This is a genomic window from Amycolatopsis lexingtonensis (assembly GCF_014873755.1).
In the GTDB taxonomy this organism is placed as follows: domain Bacteria; phylum Actinomycetota; class Actinomycetes; order Mycobacteriales; family Pseudonocardiaceae; genus Amycolatopsis; species Amycolatopsis lexingtonensis.
The window spans coordinates 3,996,749-4,023,672 of the sequence record NZ_JADBEG010000001.1 but is presented as its reverse complement, the minus strand read 5'-3'; the positions used below and the strand labels follow the sequence as shown (position 1 = coordinate 4,023,672).

At 74.8% G+C, this 26,924-nt stretch carries 1 pseudogene; it reads left to right on the top strand.

Annotated elements, in window-relative coordinates:
* Positions 1–101: 101 nt before the first annotated feature.
* Positions 102–26,903: pseudogene (locus H4696_RS18100) on the top strand (SDR family NAD(P)-dependent oxidoreductase); the annotation flags it as partial.
* Positions 26,904–26,924: the final 21 nt, after the last annotated feature.

Genomic DNA, 26,924 nt, shown 5'->3' with positions numbered 1-26,924 from the left:
CCGCTCCCGGCATAGTCGCCTTCGACCTGAACCCCGGCGGTGGCTCCGGCGTCGCGAGGCGGCCGGGCGCCCGCCCGAACCGGATCACTGGGAGCGCCGCGGTGGATCGAGCCGAGCACGTTGTCCGCGAAGGTGCCGTCGCGATCGTGGGGCTGGCCTGCCGCCTGCCCTCGGCGCCCGCGCCCGGTGCCTTCTGGACCCTGCTGCGCGACGGAGCCGACGGCACCACCGAGGTCCCGCCGCACCGCCGCGATTCGGTCCCGCCCGGGACCCGGCGCGGCGGGTTTCTGTCCGAAGTGGACACCTTCGACGCCGGCTTCTTCGGCATCCCGGCTCGCGAGGCCGCCACGATGGACCCGCAGCAGCGCCTCGCCCTCGAACTCGGCTGGGAAGCCCTCGAAGACGCGCGGATCGTCCCGAAGAACCTCGAAGGCTCCTCGACCGGCGTCTTCGTCGGCGCCAGCGCGGACGACTATGCCACCCTGCTCAAGCACGGCGGCCCGAAAGCGATCGGGCACCACACGCTCACCGGGCAGAGCCGCGCGGTCGTCGCCAACCGCATCTCCTACGCCTTCGGTCTGCGCGGGCCCAGCCTGTCGGTCGACACCGGGCAGTCGTCGTCGCTGGTCGCCGTGCACCTCGCCTGCGAAGCCCTGCGCAGCGGCGAAGCCGAGCTGGCGCTGGCCGGCGGCGTGCAGCTGAACCTGGCCCCGGAGAGCACGATCGCCGCCGACCGGTTCGGCGGGCTCTCGCCCGACGGGCGCTGCTACACCTTCGACGCGCGCGCCAACGGTTACGTCCGCGGGGAGGGCGGCGGCTTCGTCGTCCTCAAGCCCCTCGCCGCCGCGCTGCGGGACGGCGACCGGATCCACTGCGTCATCGAAGGCGGCGCGGTCAACAACGACGGCTTCAGCGAAACCCTCACCACGCCCAGCGCCGAAGCCCAGGAAGCCGTCATCCGGGCCGCGCTCAAGCGCGCGGACGTCCCCGCCGACGCCGTCCGGTACGTCGAACTGCACGGCACCGGCACCCGCGTCGGCGATCCCCTCGAAGCCGCCGCGCTCGGCGCCGTCTTCGCGCCCGGCCGCGGCGAGGACGCGCTGTGGGTCGGCTCGGTCAAGACGAACATCGGTCACCTCGAAGGCGCCGCGGGCATCGCGGGCCTGCTCAAAGTCGCGCTTTCCTTGTCAAACGGCGAAGTTCCGCCCAGCCGCAACCACGAACACCCCAACCCGGCCATCCGCTTCGACGACTGGCGCCTGCGCGTCGCCCGCGAATCCGTGCCCTGGCCGGAAAACGCTTACGCCGGGGTCTCCTCGTTCGGCATGGGCGGCACGAACTGCCACCTCGTCGTCTCCGCCGCGCCCCCGGCCCCGGAGCCGCTCCCACGCGTGCGGAAAGAAGCCCCCTGGGTGCTGTCGGCCCGCACCCCGGGCGGCCTGCGCGGCCAAGCCGCCGCCCTGACCGGACGAGACGCCGACCCGCTCGACGTCGCGCATTCCCTGGCCACCACCCGCAGCGCGTTCCCGCACCGGGCCGTCGTGCTCGACCCCGCCGCTCTGCCCGCGCTCGCGGCGGGCGAACCGTCGGCCGACGTCGTCACCGGGACGGCGGGCGAGCACCGCCTCGCGATCCTGTTCCCCGGCCAGGGCGCCCAGCGCCCCGGCATGGGCCGCGAGCTGTACGAGCGGTTCCCGGTCTTCGCCGAGGCCCTCGACGAGATCTGCGCGCGCTGCGACACCGAACGCCCGTTGCGGGACGTGCTGTTCGCCGAGCCGGGTTCGGCGGACGCCGCCGTGCTTGCCGAAACCGGGCACACCCAGCCCGCGCTGTTCGCGTACGAAGTAGCGCTGTACCGGCTGTTCACCTCGTGGGGCGTCGAGCCGGAGTACGTCGCCGGGCACTCGGTCGGCGAGATCGCCGCCGCCCACGTCGCCGGCGTGCTGTCGCTCGACGACGCCTGCGTGCTCGTCACCGCCCGCGGCCGGCTGATGGGCTCGCTGCCGCCGGGCGGTGCGATGGTGTCGGTCCGCGCCGCCGCCGATGAGGTCGAGCCCCTGCTGGGCGAAGGCGACGACGTCGTGCTCGCCGCGGTCAACGGCCCCAGCCACGTCGTGCTCGCCGGCCCGGAAGAGCCGGTGCTGGCGCTGGCCGCGCGGTTCGAGGCCGACGGCCGCAAGGTCAGCCGCCTGGCCGTCTCGCACGCCTTCCACTCACCGCTGATGGACCCGATGCTGGCCGAGTACCGGCGGGTCGTCGAGCAGCTCGACCTGCGCCCGCCGCGACGCCCGATCGTCTCGACGGTGACCGGCCGCGTCATCCGCCAGGCCCAGCTGTGCGACCCCGAATACTGGGTCCGTCAGGCGCGCGACACCGTGCGCTTCGCCGACGCCGTCACCGCGTTGTCCCGTCAGGGGATCACCGCGTTCCTCGAGCTGGGCCCGGACGGCACGCTCACCTCGCTGGTCCGCGCCTGCCTGGAAAACCAAGCGGTGACAGTACGTTCGGCGCGCTCCCGGCGTCCGGAGGACTTCGGTGCCGTGGCCGCGCTGGCCGAGCTGCACGTCCACGGCATCGACGTCGACTGGACGAAGCTCACCGACGGCGGCCGCCCGGTCGACCTGCCGACCTACGCCTTCGACCGCGAACGCCACTGGTTCGACGCACCGGAACCGGAACCCGCGGCGGCCCCCGTCGACCGTGACCTGCTGAAGCTCGTGACCGCCGAGGCCGCCGCCGTCCTCGGCGCCGCCGTCGATCCCTCGACGTCCTTCCGCGAACTGGGTTTCGACTCGGCGATGAACGTCGACCTGGCCGTCCGCCTCGGCGCCGCCACCGGCCGCACGCTGGCCACGACCGTGCTGTTCGACCACCCCACCGCCCGTGCGCTGGCCGAGCACCTCGCCGGCGCCGCGCTGGTGACCGCGCCCGAAATCGTCTCGGCCGGCGACGCGGATCCGGTCGTCATCGTCGGCCTCGGCTGCCGCTACCCGGGCGGAGCCGGTTCCCCCGAAGAACTCTGGCGGCTGGTCGAGTCCGAAGTGGACGCGATCACCCCGATGCCCGCCGACCGCGGCTGGCCCGCCTCGGTGCTCGGCACCGGACGGCCGGGCGGGTTCCTCGCCGACGTCGCCGGGTTCGACGCCGGCCTGTTCGGCATCTCGCCGCGCGAGGCCCAGGCGATGGAACCCCAGCAGCGGCTGGTGCTCGAAGTCGTCTGGGAAACCCTGGAACGCGCCGGGATCGCGCCGTCGTCGCTGCGCGGCACCCGCACCGGCGTCTTCGTCGGCGCCACCGCGCAGGACTACGGCCCGCGGCTGGCCGAAGGCACCGGCGAGGCCGAAGGGTACGTGCTCACCGGCACTTCGCCGAGCCTGGTTTCCGGCCGGGTCGCCTACGTCCTCGGCACCGGCGGCCCGGCCGTCACCGTCGACACGGCGTGCTCGTCGTCGCTGGTCGCGCTGCACCTGGCCGTCCGGTCCGTGCGGTCGGGGGAGACGTCGCTGGCCATCGCCGGCGGTGTCACCGTGATGGCCGAGCCCGGCATCTTCGTCGAGTTCGCCAAGCAGGGCGGTCTGTCGGAAGACGGGCGCTGCAAGGCTTTCGGCGACGGCGCGGACGGCACCGGCTGGGCCGAGGGCGTCGGCATGGTCGTCGTCGAACGGCTTTCGCGGGCCCGCGAACTCGGCCACGACGTCCTCGCGATCGTGCGCGGCTCGGCGGTCAACTCCGACGGCGCGTCCAACGGCCTCACCGCGCCCAGCGGCCCGGCGCAGCAGCGCGTGATCCGCGAGGCGCTCGGCGACGCGGGACTCGCGCCCGCCGACGTCGACGTCCTGGAAGCGCACGGCACCGGTACCCGGCTCGGCGACCCGATCGAAGCGCGCGCCGCGCTCGCCGTCTACGGGCAGGAGCGCGAAACGCCGTTGCTGCTGGGGTCGATCAAGTCGAACATCGGGCACACGCAGGCCGCGGCCGGGATCGCGGGCGTGATCAAGATGGTCGCGGCGATGAGCCACGGAATCGTGCCCCGCACGCTGCACGCCGACACGCCATCGTCCCATGTGGACTGGACGGCGGGTGCGATCGACGTCGTCACCGCGGCCCGCGAGTGGCCCGAGGCCGGCCGCCCGCGCCGCGCGGCCGTGTCGTCGTTCGGCATCAGCGGCACCAACGCGCACCTGATCCTGGAGCAGGCTCCGGCGGAAACCGTCGCCGAGCCCGCGCGCGAAGTCGTCGCCACCGCCGTCCCGTGGGTCGTCTCGGCGCAGTCCGAAGCGGCCTTGCGGGCGGCCGTGGACCGGATCCGGACGCTCGACGCCGACCCGGCCGACGTCGGCCATTCCCTGCTCACCACCCGGTCTTCGTTCGACCGCCGTGCCGTCCTGCTGGGCGGGGCCGAGATCGCGAGCGGCACCGCGCCCGCGGTGGCGCCCGCCGTCGCCGCGGTGTTCGCCGGGCAGGGCACCCAGCGTCCCGGCATGGGCCGCGAGCTGGCCTCGCGGTTCCCGGTCTTCGCGGCCGCGTACGCCCAGGTCTGCGCGCACTTCCCGGCCGAAGTGGCCGAGGCGATCCGCACCGAAGACCCGGCCGTGCTCGACCGCACCGGCGTCGCCCAGCCCGCGTTGTTCGCCCTCGAAGTCGCGCTGTTCCGGCTCGCCGAGTCGCTCGGGGTGCGCGCGGACCGCGTCGCCGGGCACTCGATCGGCGAGCTGGCCGCCGCGCACGTCGCCGGGGTGCTCGACCTGCCGGACGCGTGCGCGCTCGTCGTCGCGCGCGGCCGCTTGATGGAGGCGCTGCCCGAGGGCGGTGCGATGATCGCCTTGCAGGCCACCGAAGCCGAGGTCCGGCCGCTGCTCAGCGACGGCATCGCGATCGCCGCCGTCAACGCGCCCGAGTCGCTGGTCGTCTCCGGCGAGGAGGACGCGCTGCTGCGGCTGGCGGCGTCCTTTGAGGAGGCTCGGCGACTGTCGGTGTCGCACGCGTTCCACTCGCCGCTGATGACGCCGATGCTTGACGAATTCCGCCGCGTGGCCGAAGAACTGACGTTCCGCGAGCCGGTGCTGCCGGTCGTCTCGACGGTCACCGGCCGCCCGGCCGGGCCCGGCGAGCTGACCGACCCCGGCTACTGGGTCGCCCAGGTGATCGCGACCGTGCGCTTCGCCGGCGCGCTGGAGTCGTTGCGGGACAACGGCATCGAGACGTTCGTCGAGTTCGGCCCGGACAGCACCCTGGCCGGCCTGGTCGCGCGCACGCTGCCGGACGCGTCCCCGGTGCCGCTGCTGCGTTCGGACCGCCCCGAAGAAACGGCGTTCGCGACCGCGCTCGGCCGCCTCCACGTCCTCGGCGCCGAGCTCGACTGGACGGCGTTCTACGCCGGCACCGGCGCCCGCCGCGTCACCCTGCCCACCTACCCCTTCCAGCACGAACGCTTCTGGGTCACCGCACGGCCCCCGGCTCGCCCGGTCGACCGCTCGGACCACCCGCTGCTCGGCGCGGCCGTCGAACTGCCCGGCGAGGACGGCGTCGTGCTCACCGGGCACGTCTCGCCGGACGCGCTGCCGTGGCCGGCCGACCACGTCGTCGAAGACCGGATCCTGTTCCCCGGCACCGGGTTCGTCGAACTCGCGCTGCGCGCCGGCGCCGAACTCGGCTGCGGCGCGCTCGCCGAACTGACCCTCACCGCGCCGCTGCCGCTGCCGGACGACGGCGTGACCGTGCAGGTCCGCGTCGGTGCCGACGACGGCGGCCGCCCGGTCACCGTCCACTCCCGCGCCGCGGGCGGCGCGTGGACCGAGCACGCTACCGGCCGCCTGGTCCCGGCCGTCGCGGCCCCGGTGCTCCCGGCCGGCGAGCGCGGCGAAGCGATCGACGTCGACGAGCTGTACCCGACCCTGGCCGCGGCCGGGCTGGCCTACGGGCCGGCGTTCCGCGGGGTCCGCGCGGCCTGGCACGAAGGCGACGACCTGTGCGCGGACCTCGTGCTGCCCCAGGAAGCCGGCGACCCGGTGGGCTACCTGCTGCACCCGGCGCTGTTCGACGCCGCCCTGCACCTGGTCCCGTTCCTCGGGCTCGATCCGCGCCCGCGCGCCCGGCTGCCGTTCGTCTTCTCCGACGTCGGCCTGCACGCGGCCGGCGCGTCCACGCTGCGGCTGCGGCTCCGCCGCCTCGGCCCGGACACCGTGACCCTGGCGGTCACCGACCCCGAAGGCGCGCCGGTCGCGACCGTCGGGTCCCTCGTGCTGCGGCCCCCGGCCGACGCGATCGCGGCGACCCCGCCGCTGCTGCACGTCGAGTGGACTCCCAAGGACCTCGGCGCCCCGGCCGAGCTGACCTGGGCCGTCGTCGGCGCGGACGACCACGGCCTCGGCGCGCTGCTGACCGGGCGCCACGCGGTCCCGTCGTCGGCCGACGTGCTGCTGATCCCGGTGCCGGACCCGGTCGGCTTGCCCGTTCCGGACGGCGTCCGCCTGGCGACGTCGACGGTGCTGAGCCACCTGCGCGGGCACCTCGAGGACGACAAGCGACTGGTGTTCCTCACCCACGGTGGCCCGGCCGCCGCGGCCGCCGAAGGGCTCGTCCGCTCGGCCCAGGCCGAGCGCCCGGGCCGGTTCTTCCTGCTCTCCGGCGTGCCCTCGGCGGCGGAGCTGGCCGCGCTCCCGACGTCCGGTGAGACCGAGGTCCGGGTTCGCGACGGCCGCGTCGAGGTCCCGCGTCTCGCGCCGGTGGCCGCCGCCGAACCGGGCGCGGTCGAGTGGGGTGACGGCGCCGTTCTGATCACCGGCGGCACTGGCGGCCTCGGTGGCCATGTCGCCCGGCACCTGGTGACCACCCACGGCGTCACGCGGCTGGTTCTCGCCGGTCGCCGGGGTGCCGACGCGCCCGGTGCCCGTGAACTGGCCGACGAGCTGACCGGTCTCGGCGCGTCGGTGGCTCTGGCCGCCTGCGACGTCTCCGACCGCGGCGCCGTCGCCGCCCTGCTCGCCGCGCACGACATCACCGGTGTGGTGCACGCCGCCGGTGTCCTCGACGACGGCGTGCTCGACGCGCTGACTCCCGCCAGGCTCGCCCGCGTCCTCGCGCCGAAGGTCGACGCGGCCTGGCACCTGAACGAACTCGCGCCGGAGCTGTCCGCGTTCGTCGTGTTCACGTCGGTGTTCGGCGTGCTCGGCAACGGCGGCCAGGGCGCCTACACCGCCGCCAACGCGGCCCTCGACGACCTCGTGCGCGTCCGTGCCGCCGCCGGGCTGCCCGCGCGTGCGATCGCCTGGGGCCCGTGGGCGCGCGAAAGCGGGATGACCGGCACGCTGTCGGAGGCCGCGCTGCGGCGGATGGCTCGCGCCGGGCTGCCGACGCACACGGTCGAGGAGGGCCTGGCCTGGTTCGACGCGGCCCTTGCCGGGGCCGCGCCCGCGGTCGTCGCCGCGCACGTCGACCGCACCGCCCTGCGTGCGCTGGACGTCGTGCCGCCGGTGTTCCACCGCCTGGCTCCGCCACGCCCGCGTCGCGCGGCCGCGGCGGCGACCGACTTCGGCGCGCTCGTCGTGGCGACGGTGGCGAACGTCCTGGGCCATGCGTCCGCGGCGTCGGTCGACTCCTCGCTGACGTTCCGCGAGCTGGGCCTGGACTCGCTGACGTCGGTGGAGCTGCGCAACCGGCTCGCGGAGGCGACCGGGCGGCGGCTGCCCGCGACGCTGGTGTTCGACCACCCGACCCCGGACGCCGTCACCGCGTTCCTCGAAGACGGCTTGTCGCTGCGGCCGACGCGGGTCAGCGCGCCGCGTGAGGCCGACCCGATCGTCGTCGTCGGCATGGCCTGCCGGTACCCGGGCGGAGTGGCTTCGCCGGAGGACTTCTGGGAGCTGCTGACCGAGGGCCGCGACGGCATCACGCCGTTCCCGGCCGACCGCGGCTGGCACGTCCCCGGGGCCGGCTTCGAAGGGGGCTTCCTGCACGAGGCCACCGGGTTCGACGCCGACTTCTTCGGCATCTCACCGCGTGACGCGCTCAGCGCCGACCCGCAGCAGCGGCTGCTCCTGGAAGTCTCGTGGGAGGCGTTCGAGCGGGCGGGCATCGACCCGACGTCGCTGAAGGGCTCCGACACCGGCGTGTTCGCCGGGGTGATGTACCACGACTACGCGGCGCTCGCGCAGGATCCGGAGGCGCGCGGCTTCGACGTGAACGGCACCGCGGGCAGCATCGCCTCCGGCCGGGTCGCCTACGCGCTCGGCTTGGAAGGCCCGGCGGTCACAGTGGACACGGCGTGCTCCTCGTCGTTGGTGGCCTTGCACTGGGCGGCGCAAGCGCTGCGGTCGGGGGAGTGTTCGCTGGCGCTGGCCGGTGGCGTCACGGTGATGTCGACCCCGACGACGTTCCTCGACTTCGCGCGCCAAGGCGGTCTCGCGAGCGATGGCCGCTGCAAGTCCTTTTCGGACGACGCCGACGGTACCGGGTGGTCCGAGGGCGTCGGCCTGCTCGTGCTGGAACGGCAGTCCGACGCCGTCCGAAACGGGCACCGCGTGCTGGCCGTGCTGCGCGGGTCCGCGGTCAACCAGGACGGGGCTTCGAACGGACTCACCGCGCCGAACGGGCCGTCGCAGCAACGCGTGATCCGCGCCGCGCTGGCCGAGTCCCGACTGTCCACAGCGGACGTCGACGTCGTCGAGGCGCACGGGACCGGCACGACTTTGGGCGACCCGATCGAGGCGCAGGCGCTGCTGGCCACCTACGGCCAGGACCGCTCGACGCCGTTGCTGCTCGGGTCGGTGAAGTCGAACATAGGCCACACCCAGGCCGCTGCCGGGGTCGCCGGGATCATCAAGATGATCCTCGCTATGCGCCACGGCGTCGTGCCGAAGTCGTTGTGGGCCGGGACGCCGTCGTCCCATGTGGACTGGGAGTCGGGGTCGGTCGAGCTGCTCGCCGACGCCCGGGAGTGGCCGGTCGCGGACCGGCCGCGGCGGGCCGGGGTGTCGTCCTTCGGGATCAGCGGCACCAACGCCCACGTCGTCATCGAGGCTCCGGCCGTCGTTCCGGTGCCCGCTGCCGCCGAGCGTCCCTTGGTGCCGTGGGTGCTTTCGGCGCGTTCGGAAGACGCTCTGACGGACCAGATCGTCCGCGTCACCGCCGTTTCCCCCGCGCCGCTCGACGCCGGGTTCACCTTGGCGGCCGCCCGGGCCCGGTTCGCGCACCGCGCCGTGCTGGTGGCCGGTGCCGACGGGGTGCGCGAGGTCGCCCGGGGTGTCGCATCGCCGGGACCCCTGGCGTTCTTGTTCACCGGGCAAGGCGCGCAACGGATCGGGATGGGCCGGGAACTGGCCGCGGAGTACCCGGTGTTCGCTGAGGCCTTCGACGAGGTCCTGGCGGCGTTCGATCCCGCGGTGCGCTCGGTGGTGTGGGGTTTCAACGCCGAAGCGCTGGCCGAAACCGGAGTCGCGCAACCGGCGTTGTTCGCGATCGAAGTGGCGCTGGCCCGGTTGCTGGCGTCGTGGGGCGTCCGGCCGGACTTCGTCGCCGGGCACTCGGTGGGGGAGATCGCGGCCGCGCACGTGGCCGGGGTGCTGTCGCTGGCCGACGCGTGCACCCTGGTCGCCGCGCGCGGCCGGCTGATGCAGGCCCTGCCGCGCGGCGGGGCGATGGTGGCAATCGAAGCGTCCGAAGAGGACGTTCGGGCCGCGCTGATCGACGGCGCGGATCTCGCGGCGGTGAACGGACCGCGCTCGGTGGTCGTTTCCGGCGTCGAGGACGCGGTCCTCGAAGTGGCTTCCCGTTTCGGGAAGTCCAAGCGGCTCACCGTGTCGCACGCGTTCCACTCGCACCTGATGGACCCGATGCTGGACGAGTTCCGCGAGGTCGTGGCGGAGCTGTCGTTTGCCCCGCCGGAGATTCCGGTGATCGCGGCCGGCGACGTGACGTCCCCGGAGTACTGGGTCGGGCACGTACGCGCGACGGTCCGGTTCGCCGACTCGCTCGGCTCGTTGCGCGAGGCGGGCGTGACGACGTTCGCCGAGATCGGCCCGGACGCGGTGCTGGCCGGCCTGGTCGACGACCCGGCCGCGGTGGTCACCGCCGTGCTGCGCCGCGACCGCCCGGAGCCGGTCGCCGTCCTCGAGGCGCTGGGCCGCCTGCACGTCGCGGGATCCACTGTGGACTGGCCGGCGTGGTTCACCGGCTCGGGCGCGCGGGTGACCGACCTGCCGACGTACCCGTTCCAGCACCGGCGCTTCTGGCCGTCGGCCCCGGGCCACCCGCTCCTGGGCCCGGCGGTGGACCTCACCGACGGCGGCGTGGTCCGGACGAGCGTCGTGACGACGGCGACCCAGCCGTGGCTGGCGGACCACACCGTCCACGGCACCCCGGTCCTCCCGGGCACGGCATTCGCGGAGCTGGCCCTGGCGGCGGGCGCGGACCTCGGCGTCGACGAGCTGACGATCGAGTCCCCGCTGGCCTTGACGGCGGACCGTCGCCTGCAGGTGCGGCTGGGCCCCGCGGACGACGGCGCGCGAGAGTTCGTCGTTTCCTCACGTCCGGATGGGACGGACGAGCCGTGGATACAGCACGCGAGTGGACGTCTGGCGCCGGAGATCGCGGAGCCGGAGGACTTCCCGGACACCTGGCCGCCCGTCGGGGCCGAACCCCTCGATCTCACCGGCCTTACCGACCGCCTCGCTGCCGACGGGCTCGGCTACGGTCCCGCCTTCCCCGGCCCCACCTTCGCCTGGCGCCGGGACCACGAGATCTTCGCCGAAGTCGCCCTCGCCGAACCGCAGCGTCCCGACGCGGGCGCCTACAACCTCCACCCCGCGCTCTTCGACGCGACCCTCCGGCTCGTCGCCCTCCTCGACCCGGACCTCACCGGCTGCGTCCCGTTCTCCTGGCACGGCATCGCCCTGCACGCCACCGGTGCCGCCACCCTCCGCGTGCGGCTCACCCCGGCCGACGGCGGCGTCCGGCTCACCGCCACCGACCCGGCCGGCACCCCCGTCGTCTCCGTCGACCGGCTCGTCCTCCGCCGCCCGGGCGCGACCAAGGCGCCGCAACCGCTCCTGCGTCTCGACTGGACTCCCGTTTCGCCCCAGGCAATCCAAGCCGAGGTCCTCACCGTCAGCGGGGACCTGACCGACGTCCCGCGGTCCCTGCGCGAGGTCACCACCCACGTCCTGACCGCACTCCAGGAGGCGCTCGCCCAAGACCGCGCGCTGGTCGTCGTCATCCCCGCCGCCGACCCGGTCGCGGCCGCCGCCGGCGGGCTCGTCCGCGCCGCACAGGCGGAGCACCCGGGCCGCTTCACGCTCGTCGAGACCGACGGTTCCCTCGACCCGGCCGTCGCCGCGGACGAACCCGTGCTCAAGATCGAGGACGGCCGCCTCTTCGCCGCCCGGCTCGCCCGCGTCACCGCGCCGCCCGCCGAACCCGCCGAGCGCGACGGCACCGTCCTCATCACCGGCGGGACCGGCGGCCTCGGCAGTGCCGTCGCCCGCCATCTCGCGAGCCAGGGCCACCGCGACCTGCTGCTCGTCAGCCGCTCCGGCACCGCGGACCCCGCGCTGCTCGCCGACCTCGGCGCCCACGTCGAGGTGGCCGCCTGCGACGTCGGCGACCGAGAAGCCCTCGAAGAACTGCTCCACGGCCGCGAAATCAGCACCGTCGTCCACGCCGCCGGTGTCCTCGACGACGGCACCCTTGCGTCCCTCACCCCCGAGCGGTTCGAGAACGTCCTGCGCGCCAAGGCCGACAGCGCCTGGTACCTCTGCGAACTGACCGCGCCCGGCACCGAGCTGGTCTTCTTCTCCTCGGTCGTCGGCACGTTCGGCGGAGCCGGCCAGGCGAACTACGCGGCCGCAAACGCTTTCCTCGACGCGCTCGCCCGCCACCGCCCGCACACCGTCTCCCTCGGCTGGGGCCCGTGGGAATCCCGCAGCGGCATGACGTCGACACTGTCCGAAGTGGACCTCCGACGGCTCGCCGAAGCCGGGATGCCACCGGTCACCGTCGAAACCGGGCTCGCCCTGTTCGACGCCGCCCGCGGCGCCGGCGAGCCCGCGCTCCTCCCGCTGCCGCTCGACCTCGCCGCCGTCCGGCGGCAGCCGGAGATCCCGCACGTCCTGCGCGGCCTGGTCCGGCCCGCCCGCCGCCGCGCCGCCGCGGGGTCCGCGCAGGCCGGCGACCTGACCCGCACCCTCGCACCGCTGCCCGCGTCCGAGCGTGCCGAAGCTCTCGCCGGGCTGGTCGCCACGCACGTCGCGCTCGCCCTCGGGCACGCCGACGCCGCCGCGATCGACCCCGCCCGCGCGTTCTCCGACCTCGGCTTCGACTCGCTCAGCGGCGTCGACCTGCGCAACCGCCTCACCGCCGCCACCGGCCTGCGCCTGCCCAGCACGCTGGTGTTCGACCACCCGACGGTCACCGCGCTCGCCGCGTACCTGCTGGCCGAACTGTTCGACACCGACACGCCGGTCGCCGAAACGCGTCGCGCGGTCACCGGCGACCCGGTCGTCATCGTCGGCATGGCCTGCCGCTACCCGGGCGGGGTCCGCACGCCCGAACAGCTCTGGGACCTGGTCCGCGACGGCGTCGACGCCGTTTCGGAGTTCCCCGCCGACCGCGGCTGGGACCTCGACGCGCTGTACGACCCGGACCCCGCTCACGCCGGCACGTCCTACACCCGCCACGGCGGTTTCCTGCACGACGCGGCCGAGTTCGACGCCGAGTTCTTCGGCATGAGCCCGCGCGAAGCCCTCGCCACCGACGCCCAGCAGCGGCTGCTGCTCGAGACGTCATGGGAGGCGGTCGAGCGCGCGGGCCTCGACCCGGCGAGCCTGCGCGGCACCGCGACCGGAGTGTTCGCCGGGGTGATGTACCACGACTACAGCAGCCTGCTCACCGGCAGCGAAGACGCCGAGGGCTACCTGACCAGCGGCAGCGCGGGCAGCGTCGCGTCCGGCCGGGTGTCCTATGTGCTCGGTCTCGAAGGCCCGGCGGTCACCGTCGACACGGCGTGTTCGTCGTCGCTCGTTTCGCTGCACCTCGCCGCGCAGGCCCTGCGGTCGGGGGAGTGCGACCTCGCGCTCGCCGGGGGTGTCACGGTGATGGCGACGCCGTCGACGTTCATCGAGTTCTCCCGCCAGCGCGGCCTGTCCGCGGACGGCCGCTGCCGCTCCTTCGGCGACGGCGCGGACGGCACCGGCTGGGCCGAAGGCGCCGGGATGCTGCTGCTGGAACGGCTTTCCGACGCCGAGCGGAACGGGCACCGGATCCTGGCCGTGGTCAAGGGATCCGCGCTCAACCAGGACGGCGCGTCCAACGGCCTCACCGCGCCGAACGGCCCGTCACAGCAACGCGTCATCCGCGCCGCGCTGGCCGACGCCGGTCTGTCCACTTCGGACGTCGACGCGGTGGACGGGCACGGTACCGGCACCCCGCTGGGCGACCCGATCGAGGCGCAAGCGCTCATCGCGACCTACGGCCGGGACCGCGAAACCCCGCTGCTGCTGGGTTCGGTGAAGTCCAACATCGGGCACACGCAGGCCGCCGCGGGCGTCGCGAGCGTGATCAAGATGGTCCTCGCGATGCGGCACGGCGTGCTGCCGCGGACCCTGCACGCGGACACGCCGTCGTCACGCATCGACTGGGAAGACGGCGGCGTCGTGCTGCTCGGCGACGCGACCGAGTGGCCCGAACGCGGCCGGCCCCGGCGAGCGGCGGTCTCGTCGTTCGGGATCAGCGGGACCAACGCCCACGCCATCCTGGAACAGCCCCCGGCCACCCCGGACACACCTTCGGTACCCACACCCGCGGTCGTCCCGTGGCCGCTGTCGGCCAAGTCCGAGGCCGCGTTGCACGCACAGGCGGCGAGCCTGGCCGTGTTCGCCGACGAGCCACTGGCCACCGGGCACACCCTGGCCGGGCGGTCGCGGTTCGCGCACCGGGCCGTGGTGCTCGCGACCGATCCGGTGTCCACTCGGGACGCGCTGACGCTCGACCACCCGGCCGCCATCATCGGCACCGCGGTGCCCGGGAAGACCGCGTTCCTCTTCAGCGGCCAAGGCGGCCAGCGCACCGGCATGGGGCGTGAACTGGCGACGCGGTTCCCGGTGTTCGCCGAGGCGTACGACGCCGTCCTCGCGGAGTTCGGGCCCGAGGTCGTGGCGGTCGTGCGCGGGGACGACCAGGCTCGCCTGGACCGCACCGAATTCGCGCAGCCCGCGTTGTTCGCCCTGCAGGTCGCGTTGCTGCGGCTGGCTGAATCGTGGGGTGTCACGCCCGACGCCGTCGCCGGGCACTCGATCGGCGAGATCGCGGCCGCGCACGCCGCCGGGGTGTTCTCCCTGGCCGACGCGTGCCGCCTGGTCGTCGCCCGAGGCGCGCTGATGCAGGCGCTCCCGGACGGCGGCGCGATGGTCGCGGTCGTGGCGAGCGAGGACGACGTCCGCCCGTTGCTGGGTCCGGACGTCGCGATCGCCGCCGTCAACGGGCCGCGGTCGATCGTGCTGTCCGGCTCGGCGGAGGCGGTCGACGCGGTCGCCGCGCGGTTCGAGAAGACGCGGCGGCTGACGGTGTCGCACGCGTTCCACTCGCCGCTGATGGAGCCGATGCTCGCGGAGTTCGCGGAAGTCCTGAGCGGAATCACGTTCGAGCCGCCGCGCATCCCGTTCGTGTCCACTGTGGAGTCCGGCACGCAGCCGACCACGGTGGAGTACTGGGTGCGGCACGCGCGGGAGGCGGTCCGGTTCGCCGACGCCGTCACGGCGCTGACCGGCGCCGGGGTGACCCGGTTCGTCGAAGCCGGTCCGGACGGCGTGCTGTCCGCACTGGTCCCGGACGGGCTCGCGGTGCCGCTGCTGCGCCGCGACCGTGGTGAAGAAGCCGCGTTCGTCGAGGCCGCGGCCCGGCTGTTCGTCGCCGGCGTCGACGTCGGCTGGCCGACCGGTGGCCGGACGGCGGACCTGCCGACGTACCCCTTCCAGCGCGAACGGTTCTGGCCCGCGCCACGACCGGTCCGCGCGACCGGCTCGTCGGCGCACCCGCTGCTCGACGACGTCGTCGCGCTGGCCGGGTCGGACGAGGTCGTGCTGACCGGCCAGCTGTCGGTGGCCGCGCAGCCGTGGCTGGCCGAGCACGTCGTGGCGGGCGCGACCCTTCTGCCGGGCACCGCGCTGGCCGAACTGGCGATCCGTGCCGGCGACGAGTGCGGCTGCCCGCGGCTCGACGAGCTGACCATGGCCGTCCCGCTGGTGGTGCCCGCGCGGGTGCAGGTGCGCGTCGGCGATCCGGGGGAGCACGGCACCCGCGCGGTCGCTATCCACTCGCGACAGTCCGAAGGGGACGCCTGGACCGAACACGCGACCGGCACGCTGAGCGCGGCTTCGCCTGCTCCCGCGGCCACTTCCGGCGCGTGGCCGCCCGCCGGCGCGCAACCGGTCGCGCTGGAGGACTTCTACACGGACTTCGCGGCGGACGGCTTCGAGTACGGTCCCCGGTTCCGCGGCCTCCGCGCGGCGTGGCGCCGCGGTGACGAGGTCTTCGCCGAGGTCGCGCTCGACGACGAGCACCACGCGGAGGCGGCGGAGTTCGGCATGCACCCGGCCTTGCTCGACGCGGCCTTGCACGCCCTGACACTCCGCCCGGGCACGCCGTCGCGAGTGCTCCCGTTCTCGTGGCGAGGGGTGTCCCTGCACGCGTCGGGCGCGGTGGCCCTGCGGGTCCACATCCGCGGCGACGCCCTCTCTCTGACCGCCACGGATGGCACCCCGGTCGCCACAATCGACGCCCTCGACCTGCGCGAACACCGCCCGGCGGCCCCGCGCACCGACGCGTTGTTCACCCTGGACTGGACCCCGGTGCCCGCCCCCGCCGCTTCCCCCGCGGTCCTGTGGGGCGAAAACCCGTTCGGCCTCGCGCTGCCCACCGCAGACGACCTCACGTCACCACTGGTGGCGACGTGCCTGACCGGCGGCGCGGACGTCCCGGCCTCGGCGCACGACCTGACCAGCCGGGTGCTGGAACTGGCCCAGCGCTGGGTCGCGGAGTCCGAGACGGGCAAGCTGGTGTTCCTGACCCGCGGCGCGACGGACGGCACGGACCTGCCCGCGGCGGCGGTGTGGGGCCTGATCCGCGCGGCACAGTCGGAGCACCCGGGCCGCTTCGGCCTGGTCGACCTCGACGAATCCGCGTCACCCGACCTGCTCCTCGCTGCCCTCTCCAGCGACGAACCCCAACTCGCCCTCCGCGACAGCACCCTCCTCGCCGCCCGCCTGACCCCGGCACTTTCACGTGAAAGTGCCGCCCTGGGCCCCGCACTTTCACGTGAAAGTGACGCCTTCTGGGAGGGTACGGTCCTGATCACGGGCGGGACTGGTGGGCTCGGCGCGGTCATCGCCCGGCACCTTGTTGCGAAGGGGACCCGGAGTCTGCTGCTCGTCAGCCGTCGTGGGGCCGAGAGCCCTGGCGCGGCCGAGCTGGTCGGCGAACTCACCGAGGCGGGAGCCGACGTCACCGTCGCCGCCTGCGACGTCGTCGACCGGGGAGCCCTCGAAGAACTGCTCCGCGACCGCGAGATCACCGCTGTCGTCCACGCCGCCGGGGTCCTCGACGACGCACTTCTGGCCGACCTGACGCCGGAGCGCCTCGCGGCTGTGCACCGCCCCAAGGCCGAAGCCGCCTGGCACCTGCACGAACTCATCCCGGACGACACCCCGCTCGTCCTGTTCTCCTCCGTCTCCGGCACCCTCGGCCTCCCCGGCCAGGGCAATTACGCCGCCGCAAACGCTTTCCTCGACGCGCTCGCCCGCCACCGCCCGCACACCGTGAGCCTCGCCTGGGGACCCTGGGCGCCGACGTCCGGCATGACCGCCGACCTCGGCGACGCCGGTCTCGACCGGCTGGCCCGTGCCGGCTACCCGCCGCTCACCGTCGAGCAGGGCACCGCGCTCTTCGACGCCGCCCTCGCCGCCGGGTCGCCCGTGGTGCTGCCCGTCCGGCTGGACAAGGCCGTCCTGCGCCGCCGCGACGACCTCCCGCACCCCCTGCGTGGCCTGGTCCGGGCCCCGGCGCGCCGGGCGGCGGCCACGCGGGAACGGCGGCTGCGCGACCGCGCCGAAGCGGAAGCCGTCGTCGCGAACGAGGTCGCGCACGTCCTCGGGCACCGCGGCACCGCGCGGATCACCGCCGCCAAGTCGTTCGCCGAACTCGGCTTCGACTCGCTCACCGCCGTCGAGCTGCGCAACCGGCTCACCGCCGCCACCGGCCTGCGGCTGCCCGCGACGCTCGTCTTCGACTACCCGACCGTCGGCGCGCTGGCCGACCACCTCGCCGGCGACGCCCCGGCCGAGACCGCACCCGCGGCGAAGGCCGTCGACGGCGACCCGATCGTCATCGTCGGCATGGCCTGCCGCTACCCGGGCGGGGTCGCTTCGCCCGAGGACCTCTGGCGGCTGGTCGAAACCGGCGGCGACGCCATCTCCGGCTTCCCGGCGAACCGCGGCTGGGACCTCACCGCGCTCTACGACCCGGACCCGGCCCACCCCGGCACTTCCTACACGCGCCACGGCGGGTTCCTGCACGACGCCGCCGACTTCGACGCCGGGTTCTTCGGGATGAGCCCGCGCGAGGCCGTCGCGACCGACGTGCAACAGCGCTTGCTACTCGAAACGTCGTGGGCCGCGGTGGAAAGCGCGGGCGTCGACCCGTCGTCACTACGCGGCAGCGCGACCGGGGTGTTCGCCGGCGTGATGTACGGCGACTACAGCCGCCTGCTCGACGGCGGCGAAGACGCCGAGGGGTACAAGACCAGCGGCAGCGCGGGCAGCGTCGCGTCCGGCCGGGTCGCCTACACCCTCGGTCTCGAAGGCCCCGCGGTCACCGTGGACACGGCGTGCTCGTCGTCGCTGGTGGCGCTGCACTGGGCCGCGCAGGCCCTGCGCTCCGGCGACTGCGACCTCGCTCTCGCCGGTGGCGTCACGGTCATGTCGACGCCGGCCGCGTTCGTCGAGTTCTCCCGCCAGCGCGGGCTGGCCACCGATGGCCGCTGCAAGCCCTTCTCCGGCAGCGCCGACGGCGTCGGCTGGTCCGAAGGCGTCGGCATGCTGGTCCTGGAACGGCTGTCCGACGCCGAGCGCCACGGCCACGAGATCCTCGCCGTGGTCAGGGGATCCGCGGTCAACCAGGACGGCGCGTCCAACGGCCTCACCGCCCCCAATGGCCCCTCGCAGCAGCGCGTCATCCGCGCCGCGCTCGCGGGCGCCGGACTGTCCACTTCGGACGTCGACGTCGTCGAGGCGCACGGCACCGGCACCACCCTGGGCGACCCGATCGAAGCCCAGGCCCTGCTCGCGACCTACGGGCAAGACCGCGAGACGCCGTTGCTGCTGGGGTCGGTGAAGTCGAACATCGGGCACACGCAGGCCGCGTCCGGGGTCGCCGGGATCATCAAGGTCGTGCAGGCGATGCGCCACGGCGTCGTGCCGCGGACCCTGCACGTCACCGAGCCGTCCGGGCACGTCGACTGGACCGCGGGCGCGGTCGAGCTGGCCACCGCCGAAACGGCCTGGCCCGACCGGGGCCGACCCCGCCGCGCGGGCGTGTCGTCCTTCGGCATCAGCGGCACGAACGCCCACGTCATCCTGGAACAGCCCGCCCTACGCCCGGTTCCCGAGCGGCCCGCGGCGCTCGACGTGCCATGGCTGCTCAGCGCTAGGACTCCCGAATCCCTGACCGAACAGGCAAAACGGCTCAAGGTCCACATCGGACAGCACGACCCTCGTGACGTCGCCTGGACCCTGGCCCACGGCCGCGCCCGGTTCGACGAGCGAGCCGTCGTGTTCGGCGAAGACGCGCTGGCTGCGCTCGCCGCGGGCACCGAGCACCCGGACGTCGTCACCGGCACGCCCGCACCCGGCCGGACCGCGTTCCTGTTCTCCGGCCAGGGTTCCCAGCGCCTCGGCATGGGCCGCGAGCTGGCCGCCGACCCGGACTTCGCCGCCGCGCTCGACACCGTGCTCGCCGAACTCGACCCGGCGGTCCGCGACATCATGTGGGGCGACGACGCCGCCGCGCTGGACCGGACCGAGTACGCCCAAGCCGCGCTGTTCGCCGTCGAAGTCGCGCTGTTCCGCACCTTGACCGCGCGGGGCGTCCGCCCGGACTACGTCGCCGGGCACTCGATCGGCGAGCTCGCGGCCGCGCACGTCGCCGGGGTGTTCTCCCTGGCCGACGCGGCCCGGCTGGTCACCGCCCGCGGCCGGCTCATGCAGGCCCTGCCGCCCGGCGGGGCGATGGTCGCCCTGCGAGCCGCCGAGGCCGACGTCCGGCCGCTGCTGGTTGACGGCGTGGACATCGCCGCCGTCAACGGCCCGCGCTCGGTCGTCATTTCCGGTCCGGAGGACGCCGTCGCGGCGGTCGCGGCAAAGTTCGGCGACGCCAAACGGCTCTCGGTCTCGCACGCCTTCCACTCGTCCCTCATGGACCCGATGCTCGCCGAGTTCGGCGAAGTCGCGGCCGGGCTGACCTACCACGAGCCCGTGATTCCCGTGGTGGCGAACGGAAGCGTCACCGATCCGGCGTACTGGGTGCGGCAGGTCCGGGACACGGTCCGCTTCGCCGACGCCCTGCGCGCGCTACGGGCCTGGCACGTCGACAAGTTCGTCGAAGTCGGGCCGGACGCCGTCCTCGCCGGGCTCGCCGAGAGCGACGACGCCGTGGTCGTGCCGCTGCTGCGCCGCGATCGCGACGAACCCCGCACCTTCCGCGCCGCGCTCGCCCGCCTCTTCGCCGCCGGCCTGCCGGTCGAGTGGCCCGGCCTCGCCGACGGCCGCGCGGTTCCGCTGCCGGGCTACGCCTTCCAGCACGAACGGTTCTGGCCCGCCGCCCGCCGCGGCGCCGGCGACCCCGCGGGCCTCGGGCTCGGCGCGGCCGGGCACCCGCTGCTGGGCGGCGCGGTCGACCTCGCCGACGGCACCGGCCGCCTGCTCACCGGCCGGATTTCCCTGGCCGCGCAGCCGTGGCTGGCCGACCACACCGTGCTGGGCTCGACCGTCCTGCCCGGCGCGGCCTTCGCCGAACTGGCGCTGACGCTGGGCGCGGTGCGCGAGCTGGCCGTCCTCGAACCGCTCGTCCTCCCGGCCGACGCCGCCGTGCACCTGCAGGTCCGCGTGGCCGAGCCGGACGACGACGGTCTGCGCGACTTCGGCGTGTACTCCCGCGCCGAGGACAGCGACGGCGCCTGGACCCGGCACGCGACCGGCGTCCTCGAACCGGACATCGACACCGCGCCCGGCGCCGTGACCCTCCCGGACGACGCCGAACCCCTGGACGTCGGCGACGCCTACGACCGGCTCGCCGCGCTCGGCCTCGGCTACGGCCCCGCGTTCCAGTGCCTGCGGCGCGCCTGGCGCCACGGCGACGACGTCTTCGCGGAGCTGAGCCTCGGCGACGAACCGGCCACGGCGTTCGGCCTGCACCCGGCCTTGCTCGACGCGGCACTGCACGCGGTCGCGCTCACGGCCGGGCACGACCGGCCGCACGTCCCGTTCAGCTGGCGCGGCGTCCGGCGGCACACCACGGGCGTGACGCTCCTGCTCGTCCGCATCACCCCGGCCGGGGACAACGCGGTCTCGCTGTCCTTTGTGGACTCCGATGGCAACCCGGTCGCCGGCGTCGACGCCGTGACGTTCCGGCCCGCGGCCGCCGCCCGCACCCAGGACGCGTTGTACCGGCTCGGCTGGCTCCCGGCCACCCCGGTCCGCCGCGATCCGCGCGAGCAGGTCGTCGTCGCGGCCGCCGGTCCGGCGCAGGCCTTGGAGCTGGTCCGGGACTGGCTCGCCGAGCCCCGGGACGCCGAACTCGTCTTCCACACCACGGGCGCCACCGACGGCACCGACCTCGAAGCCGCCGCCGTGTGGGGCCTGGTCCGGGCGGCGCAGTCCGAGCACCCGGGCCGGTTCGCGCTCGTCGACAGCGCCGACCCGGCCGACGCGGCGCTGGCCGCCGGGGAGCCGCAAGCCCGCGTGCGCGACGGCGTCGTCGAAGTCCCGCGGCTCGCGAAAGCACCCGCCGAACCCGCGCCGCTGGGCTGGGACCCCGACGGCACCGTCCTGATCACCGGCGGTACCGGCGGTCTCGGCCGCCTGCTGGCGAAGCACCTGGTCACCACGCACGGGATGCGCCGCCTGCTGCTGCTCAGCCGCACCGGCGAGGCCGACGTCACCGACCTGACCGACGCCGGGGCCGAGGTGACCGTCGCCGCCTGCGACGTCACCGATCGCGCCGCGCTCGCCGCGGTCCTCGACGGCCACCGCCTCACCGCCGTCGTGCACGCGGCCGGCGTCCTCGACGACGGCACGGTCGAAACGCTGACCGCCGAGCAGTTCGACCGCGTGTGGCGCCCGAAGGCCGAAGCCGCGTGGCTGCTGCACGAGCTGACCGCGGACCTCGACGGGTTCGTGCTCTTCTCGTCGGTCGCGGGCACGATCGGCGGCGCCGGGCAGGCGAACTACGCCGCCGCCAACGCCTACCTGGACGCCCTGGCCGAGCACCGCGCCGCCCGCGGGCTGCCCGCGGTGTCGCTCGCCTGGGGCCCGTGGACCGGGGTCGGCGGCATGACCGCGCAGCTCAGCGGCGCCGAAGTCGCGCGGATGGCCCGCGCCGGGATCACGGCGCTGACCGCGGAAGACGGCCTCGCCCTGTTCGACGCGGCGGTCGGGGCCGGGACGCCGGCGCTGGTGCCGGTCCGGCTGGCCGCGACCGCGTCCGGCGAGGTCGCGGCCCCGTTGCGCGGGCTGGTCCGGACGACCACGCGCCGCGCCACCGGCGGGCTCGCCGAGCGCCTGGCCGCGCTGCCGGAGCCTGAACGCCACGACGTCGTCGCCGACCTGGTCACCGCGCAGGTCGCGGCCGTGCTCGGGCACGCCGACCGCGCGGCCGTCGAGCCGTCGCGGGCGTTCTCCGCGCTGGGCTTCGACTCGCTCACCGGCGTCGAACTGCGCAACCGGCTCGCCACCGCGACCGGTCTGCGGCTGCCCACGACGCTGGTGTTCGACCACCCGAACAGTGCCGCGCTCACCGCGTTCCTGCTCGCCGAGCTGACCGGCGCCGACGCACCGGCCGCCGAGAACCGCCCGGTCCGCGCCCGCGACGACGACCCGATCGTCGTGGTCGGCATGGGCTGCCGCTACCCGGGCGGTGCCGCGTCGCCCGACGAGTTCTGGGACCTGGTCGCCGCCGGGCGCGACGCCGTCGGCCCGTTCCCCGCCGACCGCGGCTGGGACCTGTCCGCGCTCTACGACCCGGATCCCGACCACCCGGGCACGACCTACGCGCGGGCCGGTGGGTTCCTGTCCGGCGCCGCGGACTTCGACGCCGCGTTCTTCGGCATGAGCCCGCGCGAGGCGGTCGCGACCGACGCCCAGCAGCGGCTGCTCCTCGAGACGTCGTGGGAAGCGCTGGAGCACGCGGGCATCGACCCGGCGACGCTGCGCGGTTCGGCGACCGGCGTGTTCGCCGGCGTGATGTACAGCGACTACGGCGGCCTGCTCGCCGGCAGCGACTACGAAGGCCAGCAAGGCAACGGCAGTGCGCCGAGCGTCGCTTCCGGCCGCGTCGCCTACGCCCTCGGGCTGGAAGGCCCAGCGGTCACCGTGGACACGGCGTGTTCGTCGTCGCTGGTGGCACTGCACTGGGCCGCGCAAGCCCTGCGGTCGGGGGAGTGCACCCTGGCGCTGGCGGGCGGGGTCACGGTGATGGCGACCCCGGCGACGTTCGTCGAATTCGCCCGCCAGCGCGGGCTTTCGCCGGACGGGCGTTGCAAGGCGTTCTCCGACGACGCCGACGGCACCGGCTGGGCCGAAGGCGTCGGCCTGCTAGTGCTGGAACGGCAGTCCGACGCACTTCGCAACGGGCACCGGATCCTCGCCGTGGTGCGGGGTTCCGCGGTCAACCAGGACGGTGCTTCGAACGGGCTCACGGCGCCCAACGGGCCGTCGCAGCAGCGGGTCATCCGCGCCGCGCTCGCCGGGGCCGGGCTGTCCACTTCGGACGTCGACGTCGTCGAGGCGCACGGTACCGGCACCGCGCTGGGCGACCCGATCGAGGCGCAGGCGCTGCTGGCCACCTACGGCCAGGACCGCTCGACGCCGCTCCTGCTCGGTTCGGTGAAGTCGAACATCGGCCACACCCAGGCCGCAGCCGGGGTCGCGGGCATCATCAAGATGATCCAGGCGATGCGGCACGGCATCGTCCCGGCGAGCCTGCACACCGGAACGCCGTCGTCCCATGTGGACTGGGAAGCGGGTGCTGTCGAGGTCGTCACCGAAAGCCGTGCCTGGCCTTCGGTGGCACGGCCACGGCGGGCCGGGATCTCGTCATTCGGCATCAGCGGTACCAACGCACACGTGATCATCGAGCAGGGCACCGAGGTGCCCGCTGCGGCCGAAGATCCTGTGGGGACGGCGATCTGGCCGCTGTCCGCGCGGTCGGCCGCGGCGCTGCGGACCCACGCGGCCCGCTTGGTGTCCACTGTGGACGATTTGCCCGTGGGTGCCGTCGGCCGAGCGCTGACCCGGCGTTCGCGGTTCACGCACCGCGCGGTCGTCGTGTCCGAGCGGCCTGCCGAAGCGCTGGCGGCCTTCGCCGCCGGTGAACCGTCTCCGGACGTCGTCGAAGGCGTCGCCACGACCGGCCGGACCGCCTTCCTGTTCTCCGGGCAGGGCGCGCAGCGGCCGGGCATGGGCCGCGAGCTGGCCGCGCGCTTCCCCGTGTTCGCCGCTGCGCTTGACGAAATCCTGGACCGCCTCGACCCGGCCGTCCGGTCCGCTTGGGACGACGAACGGGTGCACCGCACCGAATACACGCAGCCGGCGCTGTTCGCGTTCGAGGTCGCCGCCGCGAGGCTGCTCGAATCGCGGGGCGTGCGCCCGGACTTCGTCGCCGGGCACTCGGTGGGCGAGATCGCGGCCGCGCACCTCGCCGGTGTGCTCACCCTCGACGACGCCTGCGTACTGGTGTCGGCCCGCGCCCGGCTCATGGGCGCGTTGCCCGAAGGTGGCGTGATGATCGCTGTCCAAGCATCCGAAGTGGACGTTCGCCCGCTGCTGGGCGAGGGCGTCGACCTCGCCGCCGTCAACGGGCCCGCGTCGGTCGTGCTGTCCGGCCTTGAAGACGCCGTTACCGCGGTCGCGGACAAGTTCGGCAAGCATCGGCGGCTGCGCGTCTCGCACGCGTTCCACTCGCTGCTGATGGACCCGATGCTGGCGGAGTTCGGCGAGGTCGTCTCCGGGCTTTCCTTCGCCGAGCCGAAGATCTCGTTGATCGCTTCGGGCGACGTCACCGACCCGACGTACTGGGTCCGGCACGTGCGCGACACCGTCCGCTTCGGCGACGCCCTCGAGCGGCTCGCCGGGGCGGCCCGGTTCGTCGAGGTCGGCCCGGACGCGGTGCTGTCCGGCCTGGTCGACGTGCCCGGCGCGGTCGTCGTGCCGGTCGCCCGCCGCGACCGCGCCGAGGAGCGGACGTTCCTCACCGCGCTGGCCCGGCTGCACGTCTCGGGGCTCGACGTCGACTGGGCCACCGAAGGGCCGGGGGCCGACCTGCCCACCTATCCGTTCGAGCACCGGCGGTTCTGGCCTCCGGCCCGCCCGGCCGGCGACCCGCGCGGCGGGCACCCGGTGCTCGGCGCGGCCGTCGAAGTGGCGGGGACCGGCACGCTCGTCAGCACCGGCCGCCTGTCGGCGTCCACGCAGCCGTGGCTGGCCGACCACACCGTCTTCGGCACGAATCTCGTGCCCGGCACGGCGTTCCTCGAACTGGCCCGCCACGCCGGCGCCCAAGCGGGCTGCCCGCGCGTCGGCGACCTGACCCTGCTGGCGCCGCTGGTCCTCACCGGCGGAGTCACCGTGCAGGTCTCGACCGGCGCGCCCGACGCGAACGGCCACCGCCCGGTGGAAATCCACGCCCGCGACGACGACGGCACGTGGACCCGGCACGCGACCGGCGTCCTCACCCCGGACCCGGCGCCGGACTTCGAGGTGGGGGAGTGGCCGCCCGCCGACGCGGTACCGGTCACTGTGGACGGTGCTTACGAGGCGCTGGCCGAGCGCGGGTTCGCCTACGGCCCGGCGTTCCAGGGCCTGAAAACGCTGTGGCGGCGCGGGGACGAGCTGTTCGCGGAAGTCCGGGTCGACGAGACCGAGGGCTTCGGCCTGCACCCGGCGTTGCTCGACGCCGTCCTGCACACCCAGCTGGTGGCCGACCCCGACGGCCCGCCCGCGCTGCCGTTCACCTGGCGCGGGGTGTCGGTGCACCGGCCCGGCGCGGCCGACCTGCGCGTCCGGCTCGCCCCGGCGGGGCCCGACACCATCAGCCTGGCCATCGCCGACGCGTCCGGCGCACCGGTGGCGTCGGTCGAGGGACTCACCGTGCGCGAGGCCGGGCAGCCGCAGGCCGCGCACCTCTATCGGCTGAATTGGACACCGGTCGCCGCCGCACCCGCCGACGTCGTCACGGTTCCCGGGTACGCGCTGGACGGACTGGCCGTGGTCCCCGAGTTCGTCGAGGTGGCCGTCCCGTCGGGAGCGGACATCCGTACTGTCACCGCCGAAGTGCTGACGCTCGTGCAGACGTGGCTGGCCGATTCCCGGTTTGACGCCGCGAAACTGGTCGTCCGGACCACCGGTGCGCTCGACGGCGAAGACTTCGCCGCGGCCGCCGTCTGGGGCCTGGTGCGCTCGGCCCAGCAGGAGAACCCGGGCCGGTTCGTGCTCGTCGACTCCGACGGATCCCTGGCCCCACAAGACGTCCTCGGCAGCGGGGAACCAGAACTGTCCATCGTGGACGGAGTGGCGTCGGCCGCGCGCGTCGGCCGGGCCACGCAGGGGGAGCCCGGCCCCGAATGGGACCGCGACCGCGCCGTGCTCATCACCGGGGGCACGAGCGGCCTCGGCGCACTGGTCGCCCGCCGCCTCGCGGCCGGCGGGCACCGGCACCTGGTTCTGGTCAGCCGGTCCGGCCGGCCCGAACCCGGCCTCCTCGACGACCTGGCGGGCCTCGGCGCCGAAGCCGACGTGCGGGCCTGCGACGTCGGCGACCGCGCGGCCGTCGCGGCCCTGCTGGACGGTCTCGACCTCACCGCCGTCGTGCACGCGGCCGGCGTCCTCGACGACGGCGTCATCGGCACGCTGTCGCCGGAGCGGTTCGACACCGTGCTGCGGCCCAAGGCCGACGGCGCCCGGCACCTGCACGAGCTGACCGCCGGGCGCGACCTCGCCGGGTTCGTGCTGTTCTCCTCGTTGGCGGGCACGTTCGGCGGGGCCGGGCAGGCGAACTACGCGGCCGCGAACGCGGTCCTCGACGCACTCGCCGTCCACCGGCAGCGCCGCGGCCTGCCCGCGCTGTCGCTGGCGTGGGGACCGTGGACGGCCGAGACCGGCATGACCGCGAACCTGCCCGAAGCGGAGATCCGGCGGCTGGCCCGCGCGGGCGTCGGGCTCCTCGCCGCCGACGACGGCCTGGCCGCGTTCGACGCCGTCCGCGCGGGCACCGACCCGCTGGTGGTGCCGGTGCACCTCGACCTGCCCGCGCTGCGCGCCCTCGACGACGTGCCGCCGGTGCTGCGCGCGCTCGTCCCGCCCCGGCGGGCCGTGACCCGCGCGACGGCGGCTGTGCCGGATCTCGCGCCCCGGCTGGCCGGCCTCGGCGCGGCCGAGCGGGTCGAGCTGCTGCTGGACGTGGTCGCCGACGCCGTCGCGGTGGTGCTCGAACACGGCGACCAGGACAGCGTCGGGCCCGATCAGGCGTTCACGGAACTGGGCTTCGACTCGCTGACCGCGGTCGAGCTGCGCCGCCGCCTGACCGCGGTGACCGGCCTGGCGCTGCCGGCGACGCTGGCGTTCGACCAGCCGACCCCGCGCGACCTCGCCACGCACCTGGCGGAGCTG